Below are 18501 nucleotides of genomic sequence, written 5' to 3'. Positions count from 1 at the left end.
ATCATACAGCTCTGTCCGTTCCCAAATTACAGAATCAATGATTTTTTTATAGATTGAATTCATTGTTTTAGAGTCCTTAGTGTAGGATATTTGATTATGGAAATCATCAATTTTCTTAATTCTTTCCTCATTTGAAATTTGAGAAATGCTCTTCAGTTGTATTGTCTTTTGTTTAACTTCAGTCTCAATATTAAAAATTTCAATTTGCCTACTTTTAGTGTTTTCTTTCATCTTTTCAGCAGTATAAATTTCTTCTTCGTATGCTTTTTCAATTCTAGCTATTGCTTTTCTGTGAATAGCAATTTGTTTATACAATTCTTCGATATCCTCCAACAGTTTGCTCTTCTCAAGTTCATTAGAATGATTTGAATCCATACTTATAAGATTATTTTTGATTGCACTTAATGACTTAAAAATCGCATCATTGACTATATCAATATCTCCCCCTTTACATTGATTGCAATTGTTGCATTTTTTGATAAATAACTTGTCCTTCTCTTTTTGTAGTGTCAGTGTTTTTGAGCAACTAAAACATTTAATTAGTCCTGTTAACGCATTAACTCCACTTTTATTATGTCGAGTCTTATTGCTCATCAACCTTAAGATTTCATTATGCTCTTCTAGTGTCTTTATTGCTTGATGACAATTTTCCATTGTAACCCATTCATCTCTACTTTTTTGTTTAAATGGCTTCTTAGTCGTCGATTTAGTTTGTGATGTTCGAACCCCTTCTGATTTGTTATAAATAATGTGACCTAGATAAACTTCGCTTTTTAAGAGATTTCTTACCGTCTGATTATTCCACAGTACATTTCTAGGTGAAGGTATGTTCTTCTTATTCAATTTAGAAGCGATATCGTATGTTGATTTACCACTTAAATAATCTTGGACTATCATCTTTTGATAAATCTCTGACTGTTCTCTGTTTGGTATCAAACCTTTTAATTTGGCATCATAGTCATAGCCATAAGGAGCAGTCCCAATTGCCCATCTCCCCATTTGTAATGCAATCCTTCTACCAGAGGCTAAACGTTTCGTTATTGTTCTGTATTCTTGATGTGCCATGAAACCTTTCCAAGCAATTGAATCTTCATCTCTTTCATTGTTGGGGTCTAATATGTGAAATGAATTTACAACAACAACCAATGTGTCACTATTTCTAAAAGTGTATTTAATTGTATCTTGGTCTGTTCCGCTACCTCTTCCTAGCCGATCAAATTCAAATACAACAACAGCGTCAAAGACACCTTCTTTTACTTCATGAAGAAGTCTTTGTATAACAGTTCTATCTGCTATGGATTCACCTGATCCGATTTCATGGTACTCTACAGCGTTCCATCCGTAATGATTGCAGCAGTCTCTCATTGCTAAAAGATGTTTTTCTAAGTCACTGTCCTTTTCATTGTCTCTGGATAGCCTTGCATAAATTGCAACATTTTTAATCGCCTTAATTGCTTCTGGTTGGTTGTAAAAAGTTTTCATCGTTCATCAACTCCCCTTGTAAGTGATTTGGACTGAAAATAACCTGTCCTGTGAGACAACAACGTTTGATTGTTCCCAAATTATATTAGTTGATTTCCGTGTAATTCCTAGCTTGTTTGCCATCTTTTTTATTTGTTCTTCCGACCTAGTGTTGTTTAATAATTGCTTAACCCCTCTAGCTCCATGTGTCTCATATTTTTCAATGACTAACTTTCTCTCATTGTCTGACCACAAATCATTTCTTTGGATAATCGAGTTTTCTAGTCTTGATTTGTAGGACACTTCTTTTTTCTTCTTAACCCCAAGTTGCTTGGCTTTCCGTAAAATTTGTGTGTTATTATATTGTGGAAATATCTCTGCTAGTTCATTCGATGTCTTAAGTGGGTAGATTTTTTGTAGTAACCTTGATTCTTCTTCCGACCAATTAGCTCTCATATAGCGTATCACCTACCAAATCCCATTTTGTTTTATCATATTAAAAAAGGAGTGAGAAGTAAATTAATACTTCTCACTCAAGAGTTATTTTCGATTGTATTTCGCTATCTAGTTTAATTAGAAACTCCGTTAAGTCCAGCTTAGCGATTTCTTCATTTAGTTTTTGTATGACTTCTTCATTGTCTCTAATCATTTCTATTTACTCCTTTTTATATTATAATTTATTAATTAAACAACCACTGAAATTAATCATTTACGTTTATAAGTCACATAATAGAAATCAACATAATTCGTCTCACAATAATTCTTCTCTGATCCTGCAATATAAAAATCCTTCTCTAATACTTCACGATTGAAATATGTGTCAGCTTGTGGTGCTTGAGCATCTATATAGGTAATTAAAACTTCATCTGCATATGACATAAACTGATTATAAATATCGCTTCCTCCACACACCATGATATCCTTGTGTTGTTTTCCGCTATTGTAATGATTAAGAATATGCTCAACAGAATCCGATTTATAAACACCGATAGGAGAATCATATTTACGATTACGAGTCAAGACCACGTTCGTTCGATCGGATAGTGGTTTTCCATTATTGTAATTCAGAATACTTTCAAATGTGTTTCGCCCGAAGATGCAGAATTGGTTTTCAGTTAGTTGCTTAAATCGTATTAAATCTTGTGGAATAGCGAATAAAAGTTGGTTTTTATTGCCTATCGCCCAATTTGAATCTACGGCACAAATTAGCTTAATACTCATGGTTTAAACCCCTTTTTGATTATAATTTATTAATTAAATAGCAATTGAAACAGACTAATCCTGTTCTGCTATGAGTTTGTCATAGTCCTCTTTGTACATCCATTTGAAGCCACCTGCTGATTTTTGATTTCCTTTGCAGACTGCTGATATACAGGGTTTTCCGATGTTCAAAACTAAATTCGCTTCTTTTGCACTAGCCCACACTTTTATTAATTTTCCACTCATGCTTAACTGAGCTAGAGGTTTATTATTTCTTTTCCCATTTTCCGTCACAGTTTTTATTAATTCTAGTTTTGGATCATAGTTACAAATCCCAGCATGTGTCGATTTTTTTAAATATTTGATTATGGTTGTTCGTGACAATTGAAGTTTTTCTATAATATCAGAAACGCTGTTCCCACAATTCCATAAATTCAATGTCTCAATAGTTAATGACCTTGATGACAATTTGTGAACTTTACCCCAATTAATATTTGTCATGTTAATAATGCGATGTAGTTGGCTTGATATTACTTCATTTTTAATGTTGTTTTCATCCATAGCATTGATTTCAAAATAAATATATCCGCTTTTAATTGCTTGTTCTCTTTTTAGTATGTCATTCGCTTTCTCTTCTTGAAGACTTCTTCCTCCCATTGTTTCAAATCCTTTTTTATAATGCTGTTCACCATGCACTTCGATAAGTGCGTTTAATTCAGGTAAATAAAAATCGTATCTTTTGCCATTAGACCATTCAAATGATTTTTCCCATTTAAATTCCGTATTGGTTTCTCTTAAAATATTGTATATAAATTTTTCTCCATAGGATTTTCCATCAGAACATTGAAAGCATCGGATACCGTGCTTTTTAATTACATGTATTTTTTTATTCTTTATACTTATATTGCATCCAGAGCAACGCCAATCGACTCGTACTTTAGAACCTTGAGTATACTTATATCCGTCTTCAATATTTAACAACATAGATGCCAAGATTGGGTTAGTCGTCCACATGTCATTAAACCCTATTAATATCCTATTATTGGAACAATAGGGGCAATTAGTATGAAGTCTCGTCCTATTTGCAATTTTATCTTTGTATGAGTGTTCTTTATGTTTAGGACACTTCCACCAGACTTCTTTATTTGTCCCACATGGAACATCTTTTGGTGTTAAGTACCCATTTTTAGTTGGATGCCATTGTATTGATATTTCAGGTCTTAAAGCTGCTAATGAATTAGTGTTATTAACTCTTAGTCCTTTACAATATGGGCAATTGCTCCCCCTTGTTCTACTACTTACTTCCATATCATAAGGACTTTCACACTTTGGACACAGCCACCATACAATTTTATGCGTTCCCTTAGTCGCCTTATAAACATCAAGCCCCAATTCATCATTCTTACTAAAATCCCATTCATAAAAAAGCCCAGGTCTTGCCTTTAGCATTGCATTGTCTTTTAGCTCAATCTTTTCATCAAACACTCTTTTGCACATTCTTCAATTTCCTCCCCGTCAGGAGGTGTAGCTACACATTAATACTGATCAGTTCTCCGATTATTTTTTCAATTATTTATTTTCTTAGTAGTCAATTTCATAAACAGTTCTTTGTTTCCACTATCTAAAGCCATATTAATCAACCTTTTAAAGTTTTCGTTTTCTAACTGGCTAATTAATAATTCTGATATCCTTTTACTCTCATTAATTCTTAATAAACTTTCATCAGACCGCATGTCGTAAATTGACTTCATAGCATGTATCAAAAACTCTCCTGATTCTGGAGTTAATTTATTGCTATTAATCGCCTGATATGCTGAAACGCTAAAATTTATTGATTGCTCTATAGTTGGTTTACTAAGCCAACTTAAAGGAACTGGATAGTTATTCTGAAGCTCATTTAAATTATTTACAAAGCCGTAAATTCCTTCTCTCGTTTCTATGTCAAATTCATTTTTTATTTGAAACAAAATTTCTTTTGTCGTTTTGTAATCTAAGTCTGAGATGTTGCTCAAAATTACTGCACATTCATCAATGACAGTCTTGACATTCTCCATAGCAATTTCCAATCCCCCAATCATCTATTTGTTTAAAAGATTGGGACGACTCGATTAAGCCATCCCAGAGTTTTCTATTGTCTATTCTCTATCCTTTTTTAGCTTCACTAATATATAGATAGACTACATAGCCAATCTTTTCGTTGTCTCTAATTTCATGTGCAACAGCATCAATAGAATAAGTTTTTCCTTGCCATGTTAAAATATCGCCTCTATTCGGTACTAATGGAAGATATTGCACGTCAGATAATTTTGCATCATCTGTAAGTCCATTCTCAACAAAAAACACATGGAATTTTTTTGTCATTTTCTTTACTCCTTTTGTGTAGGTCGCAGCCTAATATTAAATGGTGATAAAACTTGCTTTTTAAATCGCTACATCCAATCGTTTGATTTTGCCCATATGATTGTAGCCAATTAATTCAACATCATCAGCAGTCAATTCAAATATGGGTTTATCTGCAATTTTTAATGTCGGCAATTCATTGTAGAAATGATCTTCAGAGTTAAAGTATCTGTTCATCAACTCTAACGCCTGTTCATCATGCTTATTATATAAGTGCAAGTCCTGTACAAAGTGAGTTAGGTTGCCTACAGATAGTCCAACTTCTTGTGCAATTGCATGTTGTAAGAAAGCGTATTGAGTAAGATTCCATCCACCACTTCCTGCTGCTGTGAGAAAATCTCCACTGCGCTGAATTAATGTCATATGCAGTTTGCCACCTTTTGCTGAAAAATGAGTAGCATATGCACATTCAATTAGACTTTCAGTTGCTTTAGTTAATTGATCCTCAGCATTAAACATGTTCATCATAATCCGTCTTGAAGTAGGATTGGTCTTTAGCTCATGAATAACATAGTGTAATTGACTTGGATGTCCCATTGTGGGCTTTCCAATTTGATGACCATAAGCCTTAGCAATCTCACCTTTATCATTTGCCCAACTATTCCATATCTTTGATTTCAAATCTTTAATGTTATTAGACTGTTGAATCATAATCCAAATGATTTCATCAATTGGTAGCTTCCAGTTGATTTCACGCAATGACATAATAGGAAACCCTTTTGATAAGTCATAGGTATTCACACTTTGAATAATGCGTTTAGTTTTAACAGGAGAACCATCTTTCCACTTTGCTCGGTTATCAGATTCCCATTCCTGTCCTAAAATGTCCTGTAAATCTATAATAAAAATGTCGTCAATGTAGCTCAATTCACCATCTCCAATATATTCTAAATGTATAATAACATTATAATTTACTAATTAAGTTTAAGCAAGTAAGTAATTGGATAAAACTTCCCGATTCTTTTTCAGCATTTTTTGTACACCTTGAGGCGACATTTCTAATACTGTACCAATTTCTTCAAAGGTGTATAAGTAACATCTCATTTTTACAGCTTCTACTACATCCTCTGATACAAGTTCTGATATTTCTTTAATCATCATATCTAATTCAATTTCATCAAATGAATTATTGTCAGCTTCCACTACATCATGTAAATCGACTACATCTCCATCTGTTGTTGCTAGTGGATACTCCATTGAAGTCTTCTCAGCTAAATCATATGTGCGATTATTTTTATTGTTAATACTGTATTTCTTTGCCTCAGTCATAATTGTGTAGAGGATTTTCTTTCTCGCATAAGTTTCAAATGAAGCACCTTTTGCAGAATTGTAGTCTTTAGTTGCTTTAAACAGTCCAATTTTACCTAGTTGCAACAAGTCATCTTTTTCTAATCCATGTGTTTTTGCAAATGATTGATGATTGGGAAAGTTCCATGTAAGTGTTTCTTTGACTAATTTCTCATGTTGCATATATAATTTCTCTGCATCTCTGTCTAATCTCTGCATATTCTTCCTCCTAATTAATATGAGAAGGGTGTTACCCCTCCTCTATTCTGTTTTTATAATTTATTTAAGCTGACGCTCAATTTCTTTAACTAAAAATGGTTCTGGTGCGAAGTCTGCTTCCCAATTGTCAGGTTTTTTAATCTTGCCATCTTCCTTATAAACGGGGATCATCTTGCCATTTACATTGTGTAACTTACCCATATTTGCTGACTGTACAATCTTCAACAGATTATGAGGTTTGATTCCTAATTCAACACAGTCTCCTAATGCAAAATATAGCTTATCAATTGCTGCATCTACTTGGTCTTCAAGTGTTTTAGCTTCTTCCATTTCCTCACACTCTTCAATCATCCATGAGTTACGAGCTTTGATACGTTCAAGAGTTAACATCGTTGGCTTATCTGGAGATGGTTGACCGAAAGTTTGATGGAATGTTTTTACCCATGTGTGCCATAAGTTAAAGTCGTGTTTAAGTTTTTTTGTTCCTTCAACTACTACCAGATTAAATAACTTGGATTCAACTAGCTTCGTAGTTCTCTCACCTGTCTCCTTGTTCTGATTAGTAATTACCTCAACTTTTGCAGTATTGTTTTGATGATTAATAAAAGCAACCTTACCGTCAATCTTCTGAAGCTTATCGAATACGATGTCACCTAACTGAATTTTTACGAATGTCATACTTTGAATATCCCCTTTTGTTTATAATTTATTTATTAAAGTTGTGCGATTAATTTGTTTAGCTCTGGTGGATTGAAGCCAGTAGAGCGTGCGATTTCGTTTCCATTGTCATCTAGTAAAACAACTACAGGCACAGACATGATTCCGTACTTTACAGCTAAATCAGTGTTCTGCATAATATTAAATGATTCATGTTCAACCCCTGCATCTTTTAATAGTCCGTCTACCATAGTGCAAGGATTGCAATTATCTTTGTAAAGTTTAATTAGTTTTGTCATTGTTTATTTCCTCCAATTTTATAGGTCGTCAAATCCATTGTCATCATTAATTTTTGCGTACTGTCTTGATTTTTGTTCGAAGAAGTCAGTTTTTGTTAAGTCCTGATCTACTCCTTCACTAACATATGCTCTAATCCATTTCATTGAATTCTCATCAACATCTTCATAAATTGGTGTTACATTAATCATTGAAAGACATTTATTAGCTCGGTATTTGATATATCCTTCCATTTCATCTAAATCGATATCAGTGATATCTGCTAGTACATGTCGAGACCATTCGTTTTCTTTTTTAACAGCATCCTTAAATAGCTCGTGTGAAAATTCCGTAACATCAAAGGTAATTTCGTCTTTATTTTCTTCAATTAATAGCTTAATAACCTGAGCCACTAAAAATTGATGCACCAACTCGTCTCTTTGAATATAACTAATCATGGTAGATGTCCCAACCATTTTTTGATGTCTTGCTAAATTGTAGAAAAAGGCAAAAGCTGAATAGAAATTAATACCTTCTAATACAATTGAAGCGATCAAACCTTTGATTAAGTTTTCAAGATTGTTGTCATTTAAAAAATTTTCGTAATGTTCAATGACGAGAGCGTTACGTTCATATACTTCTTTCTCGGTACGGGCAACTTGGAATGCAATATCTTGATTTTTCTCATCCTCTACGGAAGATAAAGTGTATGAATATGAATGGTTGTGTACTACTTCTTGTTGAGCAGCTACAATTAATGCATCACGGATAGAGTCATCAGACAAATAGTTCTGGACTCCACTGAAAAATTTTGGTTGAACTGAATCCAAAATTGCCAACAATCCAATAATATTTCGGAATGCGTCTCGTTCAGCTTCAGTTAAATCACTCTTATATTGCTTTGAGTCAGATGTCATATTTATTTCAAATGGAGTCCAAAAGTTAGCTAATAAAGCCTTATAAATACTATAAAATTGAGGATACTTAATGTCATCCCAGTTCAACACACCACTTGATTCTCCGTTAATTATTGCATTTGGTCTATTTTGTTTTGATGGATCAAATAGCTTTACACGATTAATGTTCAATAATTTCTACCTCTTTCATTAATTCTTGGACAAATTTAATAGTTTGCATTTCTTTTCCGATTGGATTTTGTTCAATTTTTAATTTCATTTGAACAATTTTTCTATGTTTTTTCAGGTGATATTCCATCTCGTCAACAGCTTTGCAATACATCTTTTCTCCCCATTGAGTTTCTCCTGTCCCAAATACAGAACAATATTTAAATTCATATGAAGTGTCAATTAATATTCGCTTAAGATATTTCCTCATTTGTATTGGAAGGCTTCCGTTAGTCCAAGTTAAGCTACCAAATAGAATATAATCATATTGATTTAAATCCAGTTTATCTCGAACTGAATATGTGTGAACTAAATGTCCACACAATTCAAGTAGATTAGCTAAATAATTAGCCAAGTCTCTAGTGTTTCCACCATATGAGACATGAACAATTGCGTATTTCATTACGATCCACAGTGTTCGCATTCTATAATGTTCGTAGTGGTTGAACGTACATAGTAGATTGTTTTCAGACCTTGTTCCCATGCTTCAGTTAGAAGTGATAGCAACTCTTTAGCTTTAATGTCATTCTTAACATATAGATTAAATGATTGTGACTGATCAATATGTCTCTGTCTTGCCGCAGCTTGTTTAATTGAGCCATGTTGATTTAAACTAAATGCGTTATTATAATAGAAGTTTGTTGCAGGATTTAAATCAGGAACAACAACTGGAATCTTATAGTCTTTCTTTTCTTCATAGTAGAATTGGTTAAAAATTGGATCAATCGTTGGAGTACCATTAGTTAAGATTGCAGTTGAACCATTTGGTGCTGTAGCAAGAAGGTATGCATTACGAATGCCTTTTGTAGTGACATCGTTTGCTAATTTAATCCACTGCTCGTTGCTAACTAAACGGTTATTGTCATCTTGTTTTCCGTAACCACGTAGCTCGAAATACTCTCCTGTATTCCAATCTGAACCTTCAAATAGTGGATATGAACCTTTTTCTACTGCTAATTCATGAGAAGCTTTTATAGTTAGATAGTTAATTTTCTCGTACAAATGGTCAGTAGCTTCGATTGCTTCAAGAGTAGCCCAATGCAAACCTTTTAAGGCTAACCAATGATGATAAGAAAAACCACCTAAACCAATTGAACGATATCGTTTATTAGTACGTTTAGCTTGTTCGACGGGCAACTTATTTACATCAATTGTGTTGTCTAACATTCTAACTTGAATAGGAATCAGTCGATCTAAAATGTCATCTTTTTCTGCATTTCCTAAGTGGATTGATGATAAGTTGCATACAACGAAATCCCCTGCTTTTTTAGTAATAATAATAAATCCATCTTCTGTTAAGTTTTCTTCGGTTACAATTGTTGCTGACATATTTTGGGTAATTTCCATACAGAGATTGGATGAATAAATCATTCCAGCGTGTTTATTTGGATTCATTCGATTCACAGTGTCACGATAGAAAATGAACATTGCTCCTGTTTCTAGCTGAGCCTTCATAATTTTCTTCATGATATCAATTGCAAGTACTTTTACTTTAGATAAATCATTATTGCGAACACACTCATCATATTTATCACGGAATGATCCTTTGCCTTTTTCTTCATCATAAGAATCTTCTAAAGAATAACCCATAACCTCTTTAACTTCATGAGGATCAAATAGATACCAGTCAGTACGTTTTTCTACAGCTTCCATGAATAAATCTGGAACACTAGCCGATAAGAATAAATCGTGAGTACGAAGTCGCTCATCTCCATTGTTTAATTTAGCTTCAAGGAATGAATAAATATCTTTATGCCAAACATCTAACGTTACATTTATTGCCCCTTGTCTAACTCCTAATTGATCAACTGCTACAGAAGTGTTATTTAATTGTTTCATCCAAGGGATAACTCCTCCAGAAGCCCCTTTGAATCCTCTGATACTAGAAGATTTAGAACGTACCTTGCCCATGTATGTTCCAATTCCTCCACCAAACTTAGAAATTTTAGCTACATCTGTATTGGAATCATAAATACCTTGCAGACTGTCTTCTACAGTATCAATGAAACATGATGATAATTGTCCGTGTGATTTACCAGCATTAGACCATGTTGGAGTAGCTACTGTCATATAGTGATTGGACATTGCCCAATAGGATTCTTTAACATAATCCATTCGTTTTTCTTTAGGTTCTAAACACATAATAGCTAAAGCGATTACCATATATCGCTCTTGTGGTAACTCGTATATGCGTTTGTTATGGTCAGTTGCCAAGTATCTATCTGCCAATGTTTTTAGACCAATGTAATTAAACAGATGATCTTTAGTAGGGTCAATCCAACTTTGAGCCAACTTAATTTCTTCTTTTGAGTAGTATTTTAAAATATCTTCAGAATAGATATTCATTTCTCCAAGTGTTTTTAATAAACCAATTAAGCTACCATACTTCTCACTTGAGTCATACGCACGATTGTATGAAGCTTCTTTATATAATTTGTTTAAGTAAAATCGGCTGGCAACGAAAGTCCAATCGGTTGATTCTCTTGACATGTTATCTAAAGCATCTAAGATTAAACGATTGGTGATTTCTGCTGCTCTAATTTCATCTACTTTAACAATAGAATTATTAATCTTTTTCTTGTAGTTGTCTTTTTCTTTCTGCGGAATATTCTCGAACTCATTTAAGATACTGTCAATATAACTCATTAAACGAGTTTCATTGTATTCTAGTTTGCGTGAACCTTTGTTTTTTGTAATAGTTGTCATTTTTCATTTCCCTTCGCTTTGCATTATAATTTATTAATTTAGAATAACCGATAAAACTTAACTTTTATTGCATAATTTCCACCTCCAAACACAACATATAGTGTACACTTTAAATAGCTAACACAATATATAGTAGGTATAATTTACACGTCTTCAATATTTTCTAAAATCTTAGCCAAATGATAATTTAATTCATCTAACAGCTTTTCATCTTCAATCTGACCAAACAATACTGCAAGTTTGTAACCATGATCCATTGCTGTTTCTAATTTATCCGATATTGCTTCTTTGTGTATTTCATATAGCTCAGCAACCTTATCTCGATGTGAAAAGTAATTCAATTAATCACCTCCTAGATTATTAAATAAATGATGTAAAGAATTGCAAATGCAATTGTGTTAATCAACAACGATTTAATTATTACTTTATATGATTCGCTTACTCCTAATTTTACCTTCGCACGTTTGCCCGAAACTTGATTAATCTTAGCCAAAACTTCCAGCTTATTGTGCAATCCACCAAACATAAAATTGAATACCATAGTGGCTAAAAACATCTGCCAGTAACCCATCGTAATTGTAAAGTCGGATACAAACATATTCCATGTCAACATTGCTAGGAAGATTTTGTAGAATATTGACCCAAACTGTAATGCGACTAATCCAAACAATCCTAATATTTCTGTTTCCGTTTGATACACTTCTGTTTTCTTCTCCATAATTAACCCCCTGTGTAATGTTGTTTTAGTATTGCTAAAATCATCGCAGAAGAAAGTGTAAGTATAGCAATCATTTGAGCAGCTACCTTCTTCTGGTCTAATAATTCTAAGTTGTAACCTGATACAAATATTTCTGCACGACTTGCTTTCTTGTATTCAAAATGATAATAAACTAGCGATATTAATGAAATAAATCCAGCAGTAGCTAGTACAAATATTAGGATGTCAATTAGCATAGGCTTGTTCTCTTTGAGAAATCAACTCAATTATTCCATCTGTAGAAGCAAACGCTAACTCTTTACTGCCATAATTAAAGAGTGAATAGTCACATTCAAATGTGTCATAAAACTTCTCAGTATGGTGATTTAGGTCATCTTCTGAGAAAACATCACCTCTTGCTATTAATCGCTTTATTCTTTCTTCATCATTCACGTCAATTCTGATAAAGATAAAACCTTTATTCTTTAATGCTTCATATTCATTAGGCATCCTACAGTCTGTTACAACAATATTCTCACAGGCATATCGAAGTTTTTTTCTTTCTTCAGCTTCATTGTCCATGTTGTCCAACATTGATTTAATCCAAATATCAGGATCAATTTCTCTAAAACTAGTTCCGATGTGTTGTAGCAGTGCTCTAGGCTTTTTATTTTCATCAAAGTACACATCAGGAAACCACTGCTTTGCTACAGCTTTTACGTTGTCAGCAAATGCATATCGCTCAAAACCATACTTGCTACAAAGATAATCTGCAATGAAGTCCTTACCTCCCCCTGCTGGAGATATTAGAGCAATTTTAATCCCCAATTGTCATCACCCTTCCTATGTTTTTAATTATAATTTACTATTTTGCATTTATTAAATCGCTCAATCAAGTCTGAGCGAACCCTTGGAGAGTAGGTTCTTGTAGCTAACACCTGCTTACGGGCTTGAATAGTAAGATTGATCATATTAGTTTGGTCTTTTATTGGTCGATGTTTCTTCAATTTTTCTTCCAGTTGTTTTAGTGATTCTAATTCATCTTTACAATGACGTCTTCTTTCGAGGGTGATTTGTAATTCTTTACTCATACGATATCCTTCAGAAGCGTTAAAGTTTGACAACTCAATAAGATGGAGTAAATCTGAAACTTCTTGTTGGCATAAAGTGATTTCTTTTTCTAGTCGTACAATTTGACTCGGAACACGTTCCATTGCCTCATGTAATTGCCTAGCAGCCAATTCAATTTCCAATACTTGCACTGTCATTGTTATCCCTCATTTCCTTAATATACTATTAATTGCACACTTATAATTTACTAATTGCAAGGATAAAGATTAATTATTTTTCCTATTATGGTAATTTAATAATTTCAGTGTCCTCTGTATAACTTCATCTAAATGGTAAGGCAAATCATATCCACTTGATCCGTCAAATCCTTTAAAGTGTTCATGATAAATACATTCTGAAGCAACGTATGGATATTGTGTTTGTAATTTGACCAGCTCATTAGATATCTCATCAAACTTATGATCGGATATGATATTCGTATTGAACCGATAATACAGACATGAATGAACCAGTAATTGATGTCGTAATCGTGTAATTTTGCTGCTTATATCTTCCATTGATTTCATTTTACAAACTCAACTGTGCTTACTCTTATCTCACATGATGTAGATTCAGCACCACTTTCTAATGCTGTGAGCAGATAATTCTTGATTTCTTCCTCTGAACAATCATCCATTTCATCAAAGCTGAAGTTCAATTTAACTATTAAGTCCATTAGTGAATCCACCCCTTAAATCTCTGACATATTCGCTTCGATTTAGTTTTTCTCTTATAATTTGTATTTCATCCACAGTTGCATCAGGATTATGTTTTAACCATATGCCTAACTCATTCCACTTCTTTTCAGTTTTATTTGCTTCACTTTTCATGTTGTTGCATTGCTTTGCGATATGATAACGTGCATGTTGGCTACAATCAATACTGTGAGCAACGTTTACTTCATGGATAATAGCGTTAATCGTATTATTTGTTAACACTTGCTGTCCTCCTTTGCTTTGTCGTTGTACTGTTCATTAAATCTCTTCGATTGGAACGCTATCCAACTCGAAATATTCGTAAGGTTCATCACCATAATTTTCATGAATCCATTTCTGCAATACAGTATCGCAATCATCATTGTTTGGTCTGTTCACATCGTCTTTTACGTTTACAATCACGCTGTCTTCGGTTTTAAACCAAACAAAATAACTTCGCTTTTTCATCTTCTTCACTCCTTCGCTTTTTGTTGTCTACTGTCCAATAAAAGTGTGTTTTTATTTTCCTTCATTTAATACGTTTTTAATGTGACTATGCAGCTCGATCTCAATATTAACGTGTCTGACATTGCGTTTCTTCAGTGAATTAATTGCGTCTGTTAGTTGTGCTTTGATTCGAGTTAGAATAAATTTATCATCGCTATCTAAGACGTGTCGTCCGTTGTTCATTTGTTCGTTCACCTCATAATTTACTTGTTAAGTATTGCGATTGCTTTTTCTGCATCTTTTTCTGTTAGTCCGTAAATGTGATTGGTCTTAACATGATACTTCAACAGGCTTCCCATATCACTGTCGTCATCTAAAATCACAATATTCCAGATAATTTCTGTAAACATGTTAGCAAGATAGTCAGCAATTTCTAGTCCTCGGATTGTTTCTCTATAATGAGGGGTTAGTCCGATCACGTATTCATCAAGTCCATAATGCTTGAAAATACGTTCTTTCATTGATTCAACTGTTTCTCCAAGTCTCCATGTAGAAGACACGACAATTTTTGTGTCACCATCAGTTTCAGCAATAATCCGTTTTAGGTTTTTTACACAACTAGGAGCAAACTCAAGTGATTCATGTAATTTAGACTTTTTTGCTTCAGTTTGATTGTTCATTACACCATCTATATCTAGGAAAATTAGTTTCATTGTTCACCTCCAGTTAAAATTAAAGTTTTAATCCTGTAGTTCCATTTCAATAATATCTGCATAGCCCCAGTCATCTTCGAAATAAAAGTTAATTTTCCAGTCGCCATTATCTATTGATTCATACGGATGAGGTTTGTATCCTTCATCAAGCAAATATTGTGAAGCTGATCTGTATGACTTAAATGCATTGGTTACATAGTGGATATTGTCACCATACTGTTCCCCATTGTCTTCATCAACCAAATAGATTTTCATATTTACCCCTCCCATTAAAAGATTCGTTTTAATTTATAGTTTATTTTCACTTTTGTTCAAGTTTTCAATCCATTTCAAATCGACTTTGAGCTTATTATACTCTTCAAATTCTCTAATTCCTTTTTGCTCCGATGCTATTTTATTCATCAATGAAAGAGTGTTTGCCATTTTAAATTTTTCTTTCCAACTTAGTTTTGGGCAGTCTGTGTGATAGTCCATCCATTGTGCTACATCTTTTATTCTTTTGCTTCCATAAATTGAATCGTTTGTTGGTGACAAAGTTGACCGATACGTGCTGATTTTTTCTTCGCAATGGGGACACTTATCTTCTCCATGTCTTTTGTGATAAAGATCGAGTTGATAAAACCTAAACAGCCTTTCACATTTATCATGTCTATATAAATGGTTGTATCTGGACATTCCTTTTAGATGAAACAATGGCGATTTATTTTCAAGTGTTATATCAATTCCTATGATGATGAAAAATACTATCAGCAATATCAGAGGTATTATTGCAAACAAAACAGTCATCAACTTCCACTCCCCTTCCTATTAAAATTCGTGTTTTAAAGTTCTTACTCATATTCTCCTTCGTATAAATTGTAAGCGATTGTGTCTGAGTGATGAGTGTAAATAAAGGATTTTAGAGTTTTGTATTTATGGTAGTAGCCCTCTGAGCTGTATTCTTCACTAATATGATAAAGCAAATCTTTAGCGAATTTTTCTGCATCTTTCTCATTATCAAAATCGTACTCTCCATTGTTAACATATAGCTGTTTAACCAAGGCTAATTCTTCGTTTTCAAATGACATGTTTAATCTCCTTCCTTTTGATAATTGACAATAAAACTTAGATTTTACAGTTCCTTGTATGCATTTCTGATCGTATCTGCTCCAAGATGGCTTTCTACACTAGATAGCAATTCATTCAAGTATTCAACTTGCCAATAAACAGAGTTGCTTACGTCAGCCCCTTCGTTATGTTGCTGTGCCATAAGCTCCAGATTGTCAATTTGTAATTTCAATTTTTCCCACATAGTTACTCTTTTCATTTTTCATTCTCCTTTTATGTTTGTATTTATAAATAAAATGATTGTTTTAGATTATACTTACTTATCTTCTTCAATTAAATTTGAACGCTGATAAAATGCTACAGTATGCAAACTCAGTTTTTTCATTTCAACTAACAGTCTTTCAAGGTTGTGTTCAAACTGATCTAACTCATCATGTGTAGTTGTTTGACCACTATTTTGTACGATGCTTCCTAACTGCTGAAACTTCCTACCTAATAATACAAACCGTTCAAATAGTTCTCCATGTGTGTTGTACATTCTCTTCCTCCTATTCTCAAATAAAACTATCTTTTTACTTTATCATCTGTCTATGCAGAAACCTTCTTAACCAATAAAGGCGATACCCTCATTGTATAAGGCAATGAACCTGTTTCTACCCGATAAATCTTGCGTATCCTTTAACTCCATCTATATTTTCTATTGCGATTGTTTTGATACCATCTTCATTTTCACTCGCATCTAGCCATTCAGTCATTCTTGTTCCCTCCTCGTATTGGTCTACTATTCGATAAATTGTGAGTTTTATTTGATTATAATTTATTAATTTAAAACCCTTTAAATTCGATAGCTCTTACCTTTTAAAAATTCCTCAATAGCACTGTACTTATATTTTAGTAATTCGTCATCGCTAAACAAGTTAACCGAAAACTTTACACTGGAAATATCAGCTTCATCTGCTTCAAATATTTGGCTCTCTTCAACTTCTTCACTTAATCGCTCAACAATATGCTTGGATAATTCCACTGCTGCTTTACGCTTAACCATGTCACGAAAATTCTCATCACCATTATAAGTTTGAATTTCTTTCTTGCTTAAATCAGTTCTCACATAATATTTCATGCAGATACCTCCAACCATTTAAATTCGCATTCAATTAGATGTTGGACTCTTCCATCTTCAGCTTTAAATATGTGAACCTCTTCCTCGCAATACTCCTCATAAGTCATTCCAATGAATGTGACCACTTCCCCAATTTCAAAGCCATGCTGACCTTCTAATACCTCAGCCAATTTACCATGTTTCAATTCCGTCATCTCCAATCATGTCGAATTCCAATTCAATCTCACCGTCAATTTGTAATCCAGCATAAGTTAAATAGTTGTAAATCTTACGTTTCAAATCCTGTTTAATTAATCTGAATGTCTCATCATTAATGTCATTTAATGATTCAACTTGCTCTACAAATCTAATGTTGTATTGTAATTTCATAAATTAGTAAGTTCCTGATTCTTCTAATAGATAACCACTGTTGAGTAAATCATGTAGGAAATTAATCGTCTCTCCCACTAATTTGTGTTCAGTGTCAGTAGTAAGTCTATTCTCTGATAAAATACTGTCTAGCTGAAGAACGAAACTGGACAATAAGCCAGTCTCATCTTTCGTTAATAGATTGTTAATGTGTTGTTGGTAGTTGTTCATTTTAATCTTCTCCTCTTTTTTGTATTATAGTTTATTATTTTGAGTAAATTTTAACTTGCAATTTCTGTCTACCAAATTGTTGTGCATCATACAATCTCTCCATGTAGATGTCTAATCGTCCATTTACTATGTGTGCTCCTCTATCTTCACATATCCGAACACCATAGCCTTCAATTTCGATCTTAGTTCCAAAAGGAATTGATTTAGGACACGATAATGTTCGTCCTTGATAAACGTCTTCACCTGAAGCTGTTATACCATAGTCTTTATCGCCTTTGCTTTTACCAGTTGATTCGACACCTGCTGTATAAGCAGTAACAACATATACATAAGTTTTAACATTGCTGCTTTGTCCACGACTGATACTTGCAACTTGATTCTGGTTATTCTTCAACTTTTCTTTGTTCTTGGCTTCACGCTTAGCGATTAGATCAGCGACTCGTTTCTCTTCTGCAACTTTGGCTAATTCAACTTTTCTTTTTTCCTCGGCAATCCTCTTCTCTTTAGCTAACTTTTCTGCTGCGATTCTTTTAACTTTTAATTCTTGTTGATATTGTGCTAATTGGTAAGTTTTAATTAGCTGTAAATCGTCTGTATACTCATAGTATATGTTACCAATTCCGTTGTCAACACTTATAATTGATTTATTTGAAATTTTATTTTCTTCTGATTCATTTTGTTCATTTGATAAGGTGAATAATAGGATAACACCCCATGTGATTAATACCGTGAATAATGCTTTTAATTTCAAATTGTTCATATA

34 protein-coding genes are annotated in these 18501 nt (G+C 33.3%); all 34 read right to left on the bottom strand.

What is annotated here, in order from left to right; all coding sequences use genetic code 11:
- The coding region (locus tag AC1DSB_RS01000; protein ID WP_477585453.1) for a recombinase family protein at positions 1-1482 on the bottom strand (1482 nt) is incomplete at its 3' end.
- A gap of 6 nt (positions 1483-1488) precedes the next feature.
- On the bottom strand, positions 1489-1917 hold the full coding sequence (locus AC1DSB_RS00995; RefSeq protein ID WP_477585451.1) for a hypothetical protein: 429 nt from the start codon (positions 1915-1917) through the stop codon (positions 1489-1491).
- A gap of 249 nt (positions 1918-2166) precedes the next feature.
- Entirely contained in the window at positions 2167-2682 is a 516-nt protein-coding gene (locus AC1DSB_RS00990; RefSeq protein WP_477585449.1) for a dihydrofolate reductase, read from the bottom strand.
- A gap of 54 nt (positions 2683-2736) precedes the next feature.
- Positions 2737-4158, bottom strand: coding sequence for a zinc-ribbon domain-containing protein (locus tag AC1DSB_RS00985; RefSeq protein WP_477585447.1), 1422 nt, complete (start codon positions 4156-4158; stop codon positions 2737-2739).
- A 68-nt stretch (positions 4159-4226) separates the two neighbouring features.
- On the bottom strand, positions 4227-4727 hold the full coding sequence (locus AC1DSB_RS00980) for an IDEAL domain-containing protein (protein ID WP_477585445.1): 501 nt from the start codon (positions 4725-4727) through the stop codon (positions 4227-4229).
- 76 nt (positions 4728-4803) lie between these two features.
- Entirely contained in the window at positions 4804-5022 is a 219-nt protein-coding gene (locus AC1DSB_RS00975; RefSeq protein ID WP_477532847.1) for a hypothetical protein, read from the bottom strand.
- A gap of 60 nt (positions 5023-5082) precedes the next feature.
- Entirely contained in the window at positions 5083-5928 is an 846-nt protein-coding gene (locus AC1DSB_RS00970; RefSeq protein WP_477532846.1) for a thymidylate synthase, read from the bottom strand.
- A 57-nt stretch (positions 5929-5985) separates the two neighbouring features.
- The gene (locus tag AC1DSB_RS00965) at positions 5986-6567 is read right to left on the bottom strand and encodes a sigma-70 family RNA polymerase sigma factor (RefSeq protein WP_477532845.1); all 582 of its coding nucleotides are present in this window, start codon (positions 6565-6567) and stop codon (positions 5986-5988) included.
- A 60-nt stretch (positions 6568-6627) separates the two neighbouring features.
- A complete protein-coding gene (locus AC1DSB_RS00960; protein ID WP_477532844.1) occupies positions 6628-7245 on the bottom strand; it encodes a pyrophosphohydrolase domain-containing protein in 618 nt (205 codons plus the stop codon).
- A gap of 35 nt (positions 7246-7280) precedes the next feature.
- Positions 7281-7523 (bottom strand): thioredoxin family protein, encoded by a 243-nt coding sequence (locus AC1DSB_RS00955; protein WP_477532843.1) that lies wholly within the window; start codon positions 7521-7523, stop codon positions 7281-7283.
- An 18-nt stretch (positions 7524-7541) separates the two neighbouring features.
- Positions 7542-8588: a ribonucleotide-diphosphate reductase subunit beta gene (locus AC1DSB_RS00950; protein WP_477532842.1), complete on the bottom strand. Its 1047-nt coding sequence runs from the start codon at positions 8586-8588 to the stop codon at positions 7542-7544.
- The gene (locus tag AC1DSB_RS00945) at positions 8578-9027 is read right to left on the bottom strand and encodes a flavodoxin domain-containing protein (protein ID WP_477532841.1); all 450 of its coding nucleotides are present in this window, start codon (positions 9025-9027) and stop codon (positions 8578-8580) included. The genes AC1DSB_RS00950 and AC1DSB_RS00945 overlap by 11 nt, the downstream gene beginning before the upstream one ends.
- Complete coding sequence (locus AC1DSB_RS00940; RefSeq protein WP_477585443.1) at positions 9027-11330, bottom strand: ribonucleoside-diphosphate reductase subunit alpha; 2304 nt, start codon at positions 11328-11330, stop codon at positions 9027-9029. The genes AC1DSB_RS00945 and AC1DSB_RS00940 overlap by 1 nt, the downstream gene beginning before the upstream one ends.
- A gap of 143 nt (positions 11331-11473) precedes the next feature.
- A complete protein-coding gene (locus AC1DSB_RS00935) occupies positions 11474-11671 on the bottom strand; it encodes a hypothetical protein (RefSeq protein ID WP_477585442.1) in 198 nt (65 codons plus the stop codon).
- Positions 11672-11682: 11 nt separating this feature from the next.
- Positions 11683-12048 carry a hypothetical protein gene (locus AC1DSB_RS00930; RefSeq protein ID WP_477585440.1) on the bottom strand — a complete coding sequence of 122 codons (366 nt, stop codon included), beginning with the start codon at positions 12046-12048 and terminating at the stop codon, positions 11683-11685.
- Positions 12049-12050: 2 nt separating this feature from the next.
- Positions 12051-12284: a hypothetical protein gene (locus AC1DSB_RS00925; RefSeq protein WP_477533381.1), complete on the bottom strand. Its 234-nt coding sequence runs from the start codon at positions 12282-12284 to the stop codon at positions 12051-12053.
- On the bottom strand, positions 12274-12855 hold the full coding sequence (locus AC1DSB_RS00920) for an AAA family ATPase (protein WP_477533380.1): 582 nt from the start codon (positions 12853-12855) through the stop codon (positions 12274-12276). Before AC1DSB_RS00920 ends, AC1DSB_RS00925 begins: the two co-directional genes overlap by 11 nt.
- 23 nt (positions 12856-12878) lie before the next feature.
- Complete coding sequence (locus AC1DSB_RS00915) at positions 12879-13295, bottom strand: hypothetical protein (RefSeq protein WP_477585438.1); 417 nt, start codon at positions 13293-13295, stop codon at positions 12879-12881.
- 69 nt (positions 13296-13364) lie between these two features.
- Positions 13365-13655 (bottom strand): DNA ligase LigA-related protein, encoded by a 291-nt coding sequence (locus AC1DSB_RS00910; protein WP_477533329.1) that lies wholly within the window; start codon positions 13653-13655, stop codon positions 13365-13367.
- 5 nt (positions 13656-13660) lie between these two features.
- Positions 13661-13813 (bottom strand): hypothetical protein, encoded by a 153-nt coding sequence (locus AC1DSB_RS00905; RefSeq protein ID WP_477533328.1) that lies wholly within the window; start codon positions 13811-13813, stop codon positions 13661-13663.
- Positions 13797-14075 (bottom strand): hypothetical protein, encoded by a 279-nt coding sequence (locus AC1DSB_RS00900; protein ID WP_477533327.1) that lies wholly within the window; start codon positions 14073-14075, stop codon positions 13797-13799. Before AC1DSB_RS00900 ends, AC1DSB_RS00905 begins: the two co-directional genes overlap by 17 nt.
- A 36-nt stretch (positions 14076-14111) precedes the next feature.
- On the bottom strand, positions 14112-14300 hold the full coding sequence (locus tag AC1DSB_RS00895; RefSeq protein ID WP_477533326.1) for a hypothetical protein: 189 nt from the start codon (positions 14298-14300) through the stop codon (positions 14112-14114).
- Positions 14301-14351: 51 nt separating this feature from the next.
- Positions 14352-14522: a hypothetical protein gene (locus tag AC1DSB_RS00890; protein ID WP_477533325.1), complete on the bottom strand. Its 171-nt coding sequence runs from the start codon at positions 14520-14522 to the stop codon at positions 14352-14354.
- A 20-nt stretch (positions 14523-14542) separates the two neighbouring features.
- A complete protein-coding gene (locus AC1DSB_RS00885; RefSeq protein WP_477585436.1) occupies positions 14543-14992 on the bottom strand; it encodes an HAD domain-containing protein in 450 nt (149 codons plus the stop codon).
- Between the two features lie 27 nt (positions 14993-15019).
- Positions 15020-15247, bottom strand: a complete 228-nt coding sequence (locus AC1DSB_RS00880) for a hypothetical protein (RefSeq protein ID WP_477533247.1) — start codon at positions 15245-15247, stop codon at positions 15020-15022.
- Between the two features lie 33 nt (positions 15248-15280).
- Positions 15281-15778 (bottom strand): hypothetical protein, encoded by a 498-nt coding sequence (locus tag AC1DSB_RS00875; RefSeq protein ID WP_477533248.1) that lies wholly within the window; start codon positions 15776-15778, stop codon positions 15281-15283.
- A 44-nt stretch (positions 15779-15822) separates the two neighbouring features.
- Positions 15823-16059 carry a hypothetical protein gene (locus tag AC1DSB_RS00870; RefSeq protein ID WP_477533249.1) on the bottom strand — a complete coding sequence of 79 codons (237 nt, stop codon included), beginning with the start codon at positions 16057-16059 and terminating at the stop codon, positions 15823-15825.
- A 44-nt stretch (positions 16060-16103) separates the two neighbouring features.
- The gene (locus AC1DSB_RS00865) at positions 16104-16298 is read right to left on the bottom strand and encodes a hypothetical protein (protein WP_477533250.1); all 195 of its coding nucleotides are present in this window, start codon (positions 16296-16298) and stop codon (positions 16104-16106) included.
- A gap of 57 nt (positions 16299-16355) precedes the next feature.
- Complete coding sequence (locus AC1DSB_RS00860) at positions 16356-16577, bottom strand: hypothetical protein (RefSeq protein WP_477533251.1); 222 nt, start codon at positions 16575-16577, stop codon at positions 16356-16358.
- A gap of 297 nt (positions 16578-16874) precedes the next feature.
- Positions 16875-17159 (bottom strand): hypothetical protein, encoded by a 285-nt coding sequence (locus AC1DSB_RS00855; protein ID WP_477533239.1) that lies wholly within the window; start codon positions 17157-17159, stop codon positions 16875-16877.
- A complete protein-coding gene (locus tag AC1DSB_RS00850) occupies positions 17156-17344 on the bottom strand; it encodes a hypothetical protein (protein ID WP_477533240.1) in 189 nt (62 codons plus the stop codon). Before AC1DSB_RS00850 ends, AC1DSB_RS00855 begins: the two co-directional genes overlap by 4 nt.
- A complete protein-coding gene (locus AC1DSB_RS00845) occupies positions 17331-17528 on the bottom strand; it encodes a hypothetical protein (RefSeq protein ID WP_477533241.1) in 198 nt (65 codons plus the stop codon). Before AC1DSB_RS00845 ends, AC1DSB_RS00850 begins: the two co-directional genes overlap by 14 nt.
- Before the next feature lie 3 nt (positions 17529-17531).
- Positions 17532-17738, bottom strand: coding sequence for a hypothetical protein (locus AC1DSB_RS00840; RefSeq protein ID WP_477533242.1), 207 nt, complete (start codon positions 17736-17738; stop codon positions 17532-17534).
- 34 nt (positions 17739-17772) lie between these two features.
- The gene (locus tag AC1DSB_RS00835) at positions 17773-18498 is read right to left on the bottom strand and encodes a 3D domain-containing protein (protein WP_477533243.1); all 726 of its coding nucleotides are present in this window, start codon (positions 18496-18498) and stop codon (positions 17773-17775) included.
- Positions 18499-18501: the final 3 nt, after the last annotated feature.

The sequence above is a fragment of the Paenisporosarcina sp. P4_E4_2 genome, from assembly GCF_056401595.1.
The sequence above is the reverse complement of the archived record's forward strand: the minus strand, read 5'-3'. Positions and strand labels throughout refer to the sequence as shown.

Coding starts and splice junctions, on each gene's coding strand:
- AC1DSB_RS00995 (WP_477585451.1), bottom strand. CDS start 1,917: ATGAGAGCTAATTGGTCGGAAGAAGAATCAAGGTTACTACAAAAAATC.
- AC1DSB_RS00990 (WP_477585449.1), bottom strand. CDS start 2,682: ATGAGTATTAAGCTAATTTGTGCCGTAGATTCAAATTGGGCGATAGGC.
- AC1DSB_RS00985 (WP_477585447.1), bottom strand. CDS start 4,158: ATGTGCAAAAGAGTGTTTGATGAAAAGATTGAGCTAAAAGACAATGCA.
- AC1DSB_RS00975 (WP_477532847.1), bottom strand. CDS start 5,022: ATGACAAAAAAATTCCATGTGTTTTTTGTTGAGAATGGACTTACAGAT.
- AC1DSB_RS00965 (WP_477532845.1), bottom strand. CDS start 6,567: ATGCAGAGATTAGACAGAGATGCAGAGAAATTATATATGCAACATGAG.
- AC1DSB_RS00960 (WP_477532844.1), bottom strand. CDS start 7,245: ATGACATTCGTAAAAATTCAGTTAGGTGACATCGTATTCGATAAGCTT.
- AC1DSB_RS00955 (WP_477532843.1), bottom strand. CDS start 7,523: ATGACAAAACTAATTAAACTTTACAAAGATAATTGCAATCCTTGCACT.
- AC1DSB_RS00945 (WP_477532841.1), bottom strand. CDS start 9,027: ATGAAATACGCAATTGTTCATGTCTCATATGGTGGAAACACTAGAGAC.
- AC1DSB_RS00940 (WP_477585443.1), bottom strand. CDS start 11,330: ATGACAACTATTACAAAAAACAAAGGTTCACGCAAACTAGAATACAAT.
- AC1DSB_RS00930 (WP_477585440.1), bottom strand. CDS start 12,048: ATGGAGAAGAAAACAGAAGTGTATCAAACGGAAACAGAAATATTAGGA.
- AC1DSB_RS00925 (WP_477533381.1), bottom strand. CDS start 12,284: ATGCTAATTGACATCCTAATATTTGTACTAGCTACTGCTGGATTTATT.
- AC1DSB_RS00915 (WP_477585438.1), bottom strand. CDS start 13,295: ATGACAGTGCAAGTATTGGAAATTGAATTGGCTGCTAGGCAATTACAT.
- AC1DSB_RS00910 (WP_477533329.1), bottom strand. CDS start 13,655: ATGGAAGATATAAGCAGCAAAATTACACGATTACGACATCAATTACTG.
- AC1DSB_RS00905 (WP_477533328.1), bottom strand. CDS start 13,813: ATGGACTTAATAGTTAAATTGAACTTCAGCTTTGATGAAATGGATGAT.
- AC1DSB_RS00895 (WP_477533326.1), bottom strand. CDS start 14,300: ATGAAAAAGCGAAGTTATTTTGTTTGGTTTAAAACCGAAGACAGCGTG.
- AC1DSB_RS00890 (WP_477533325.1), bottom strand. CDS start 14,522: ATGAACAACGGACGACACGTCTTAGATAGCGATGATAAATTTATTCTA.
- AC1DSB_RS00885 (WP_477585436.1), bottom strand. CDS start 14,992: ATGAAACTAATTTTCCTAGATATAGATGGTGTAATGAACAATCAAACT.
- AC1DSB_RS00880 (WP_477533247.1), bottom strand. CDS start 15,247: ATGAAAATCTATTTGGTTGATGAAGACAATGGGGAACAGTATGGTGAC.
- AC1DSB_RS00875 (WP_477533248.1), bottom strand. CDS start 15,778: ATGACTGTTTTGTTTGCAATAATACCTCTGATATTGCTGATAGTATTT.
- AC1DSB_RS00870 (WP_477533249.1), bottom strand. CDS start 16,059: ATGTCATTTGAAAACGAAGAATTAGCCTTGGTTAAACAGCTATATGTT.
- AC1DSB_RS00865 (WP_477533250.1), bottom strand. CDS start 16,298: ATGAAAAGAGTAACTATGTGGGAAAAATTGAAATTACAAATTGACAAT.
- AC1DSB_RS00860 (WP_477533251.1), bottom strand. CDS start 16,577: ATGTACAACACACATGGAGAACTATTTGAACGGTTTGTATTATTAGGT.
- AC1DSB_RS00855 (WP_477533239.1), bottom strand. CDS start 17,159: ATGAAATATTATGTGAGAACTGATTTAAGCAAGAAAGAAATTCAAACT.
- AC1DSB_RS00845 (WP_477533241.1), bottom strand. CDS start 17,528: ATGAAATTACAATACAACATTAGATTTGTAGAGCAAGTTGAATCATTA.
- AC1DSB_RS00840 (WP_477533242.1), bottom strand. CDS start 17,738: ATGAACAACTACCAACAACACATTAACAATCTATTAACGAAAGATGAG.
- AC1DSB_RS00835 (WP_477533243.1), bottom strand. CDS start 18,498: ATGAACAATTTGAAATTAAAAGCATTATTCACGGTATTAATCACATGG.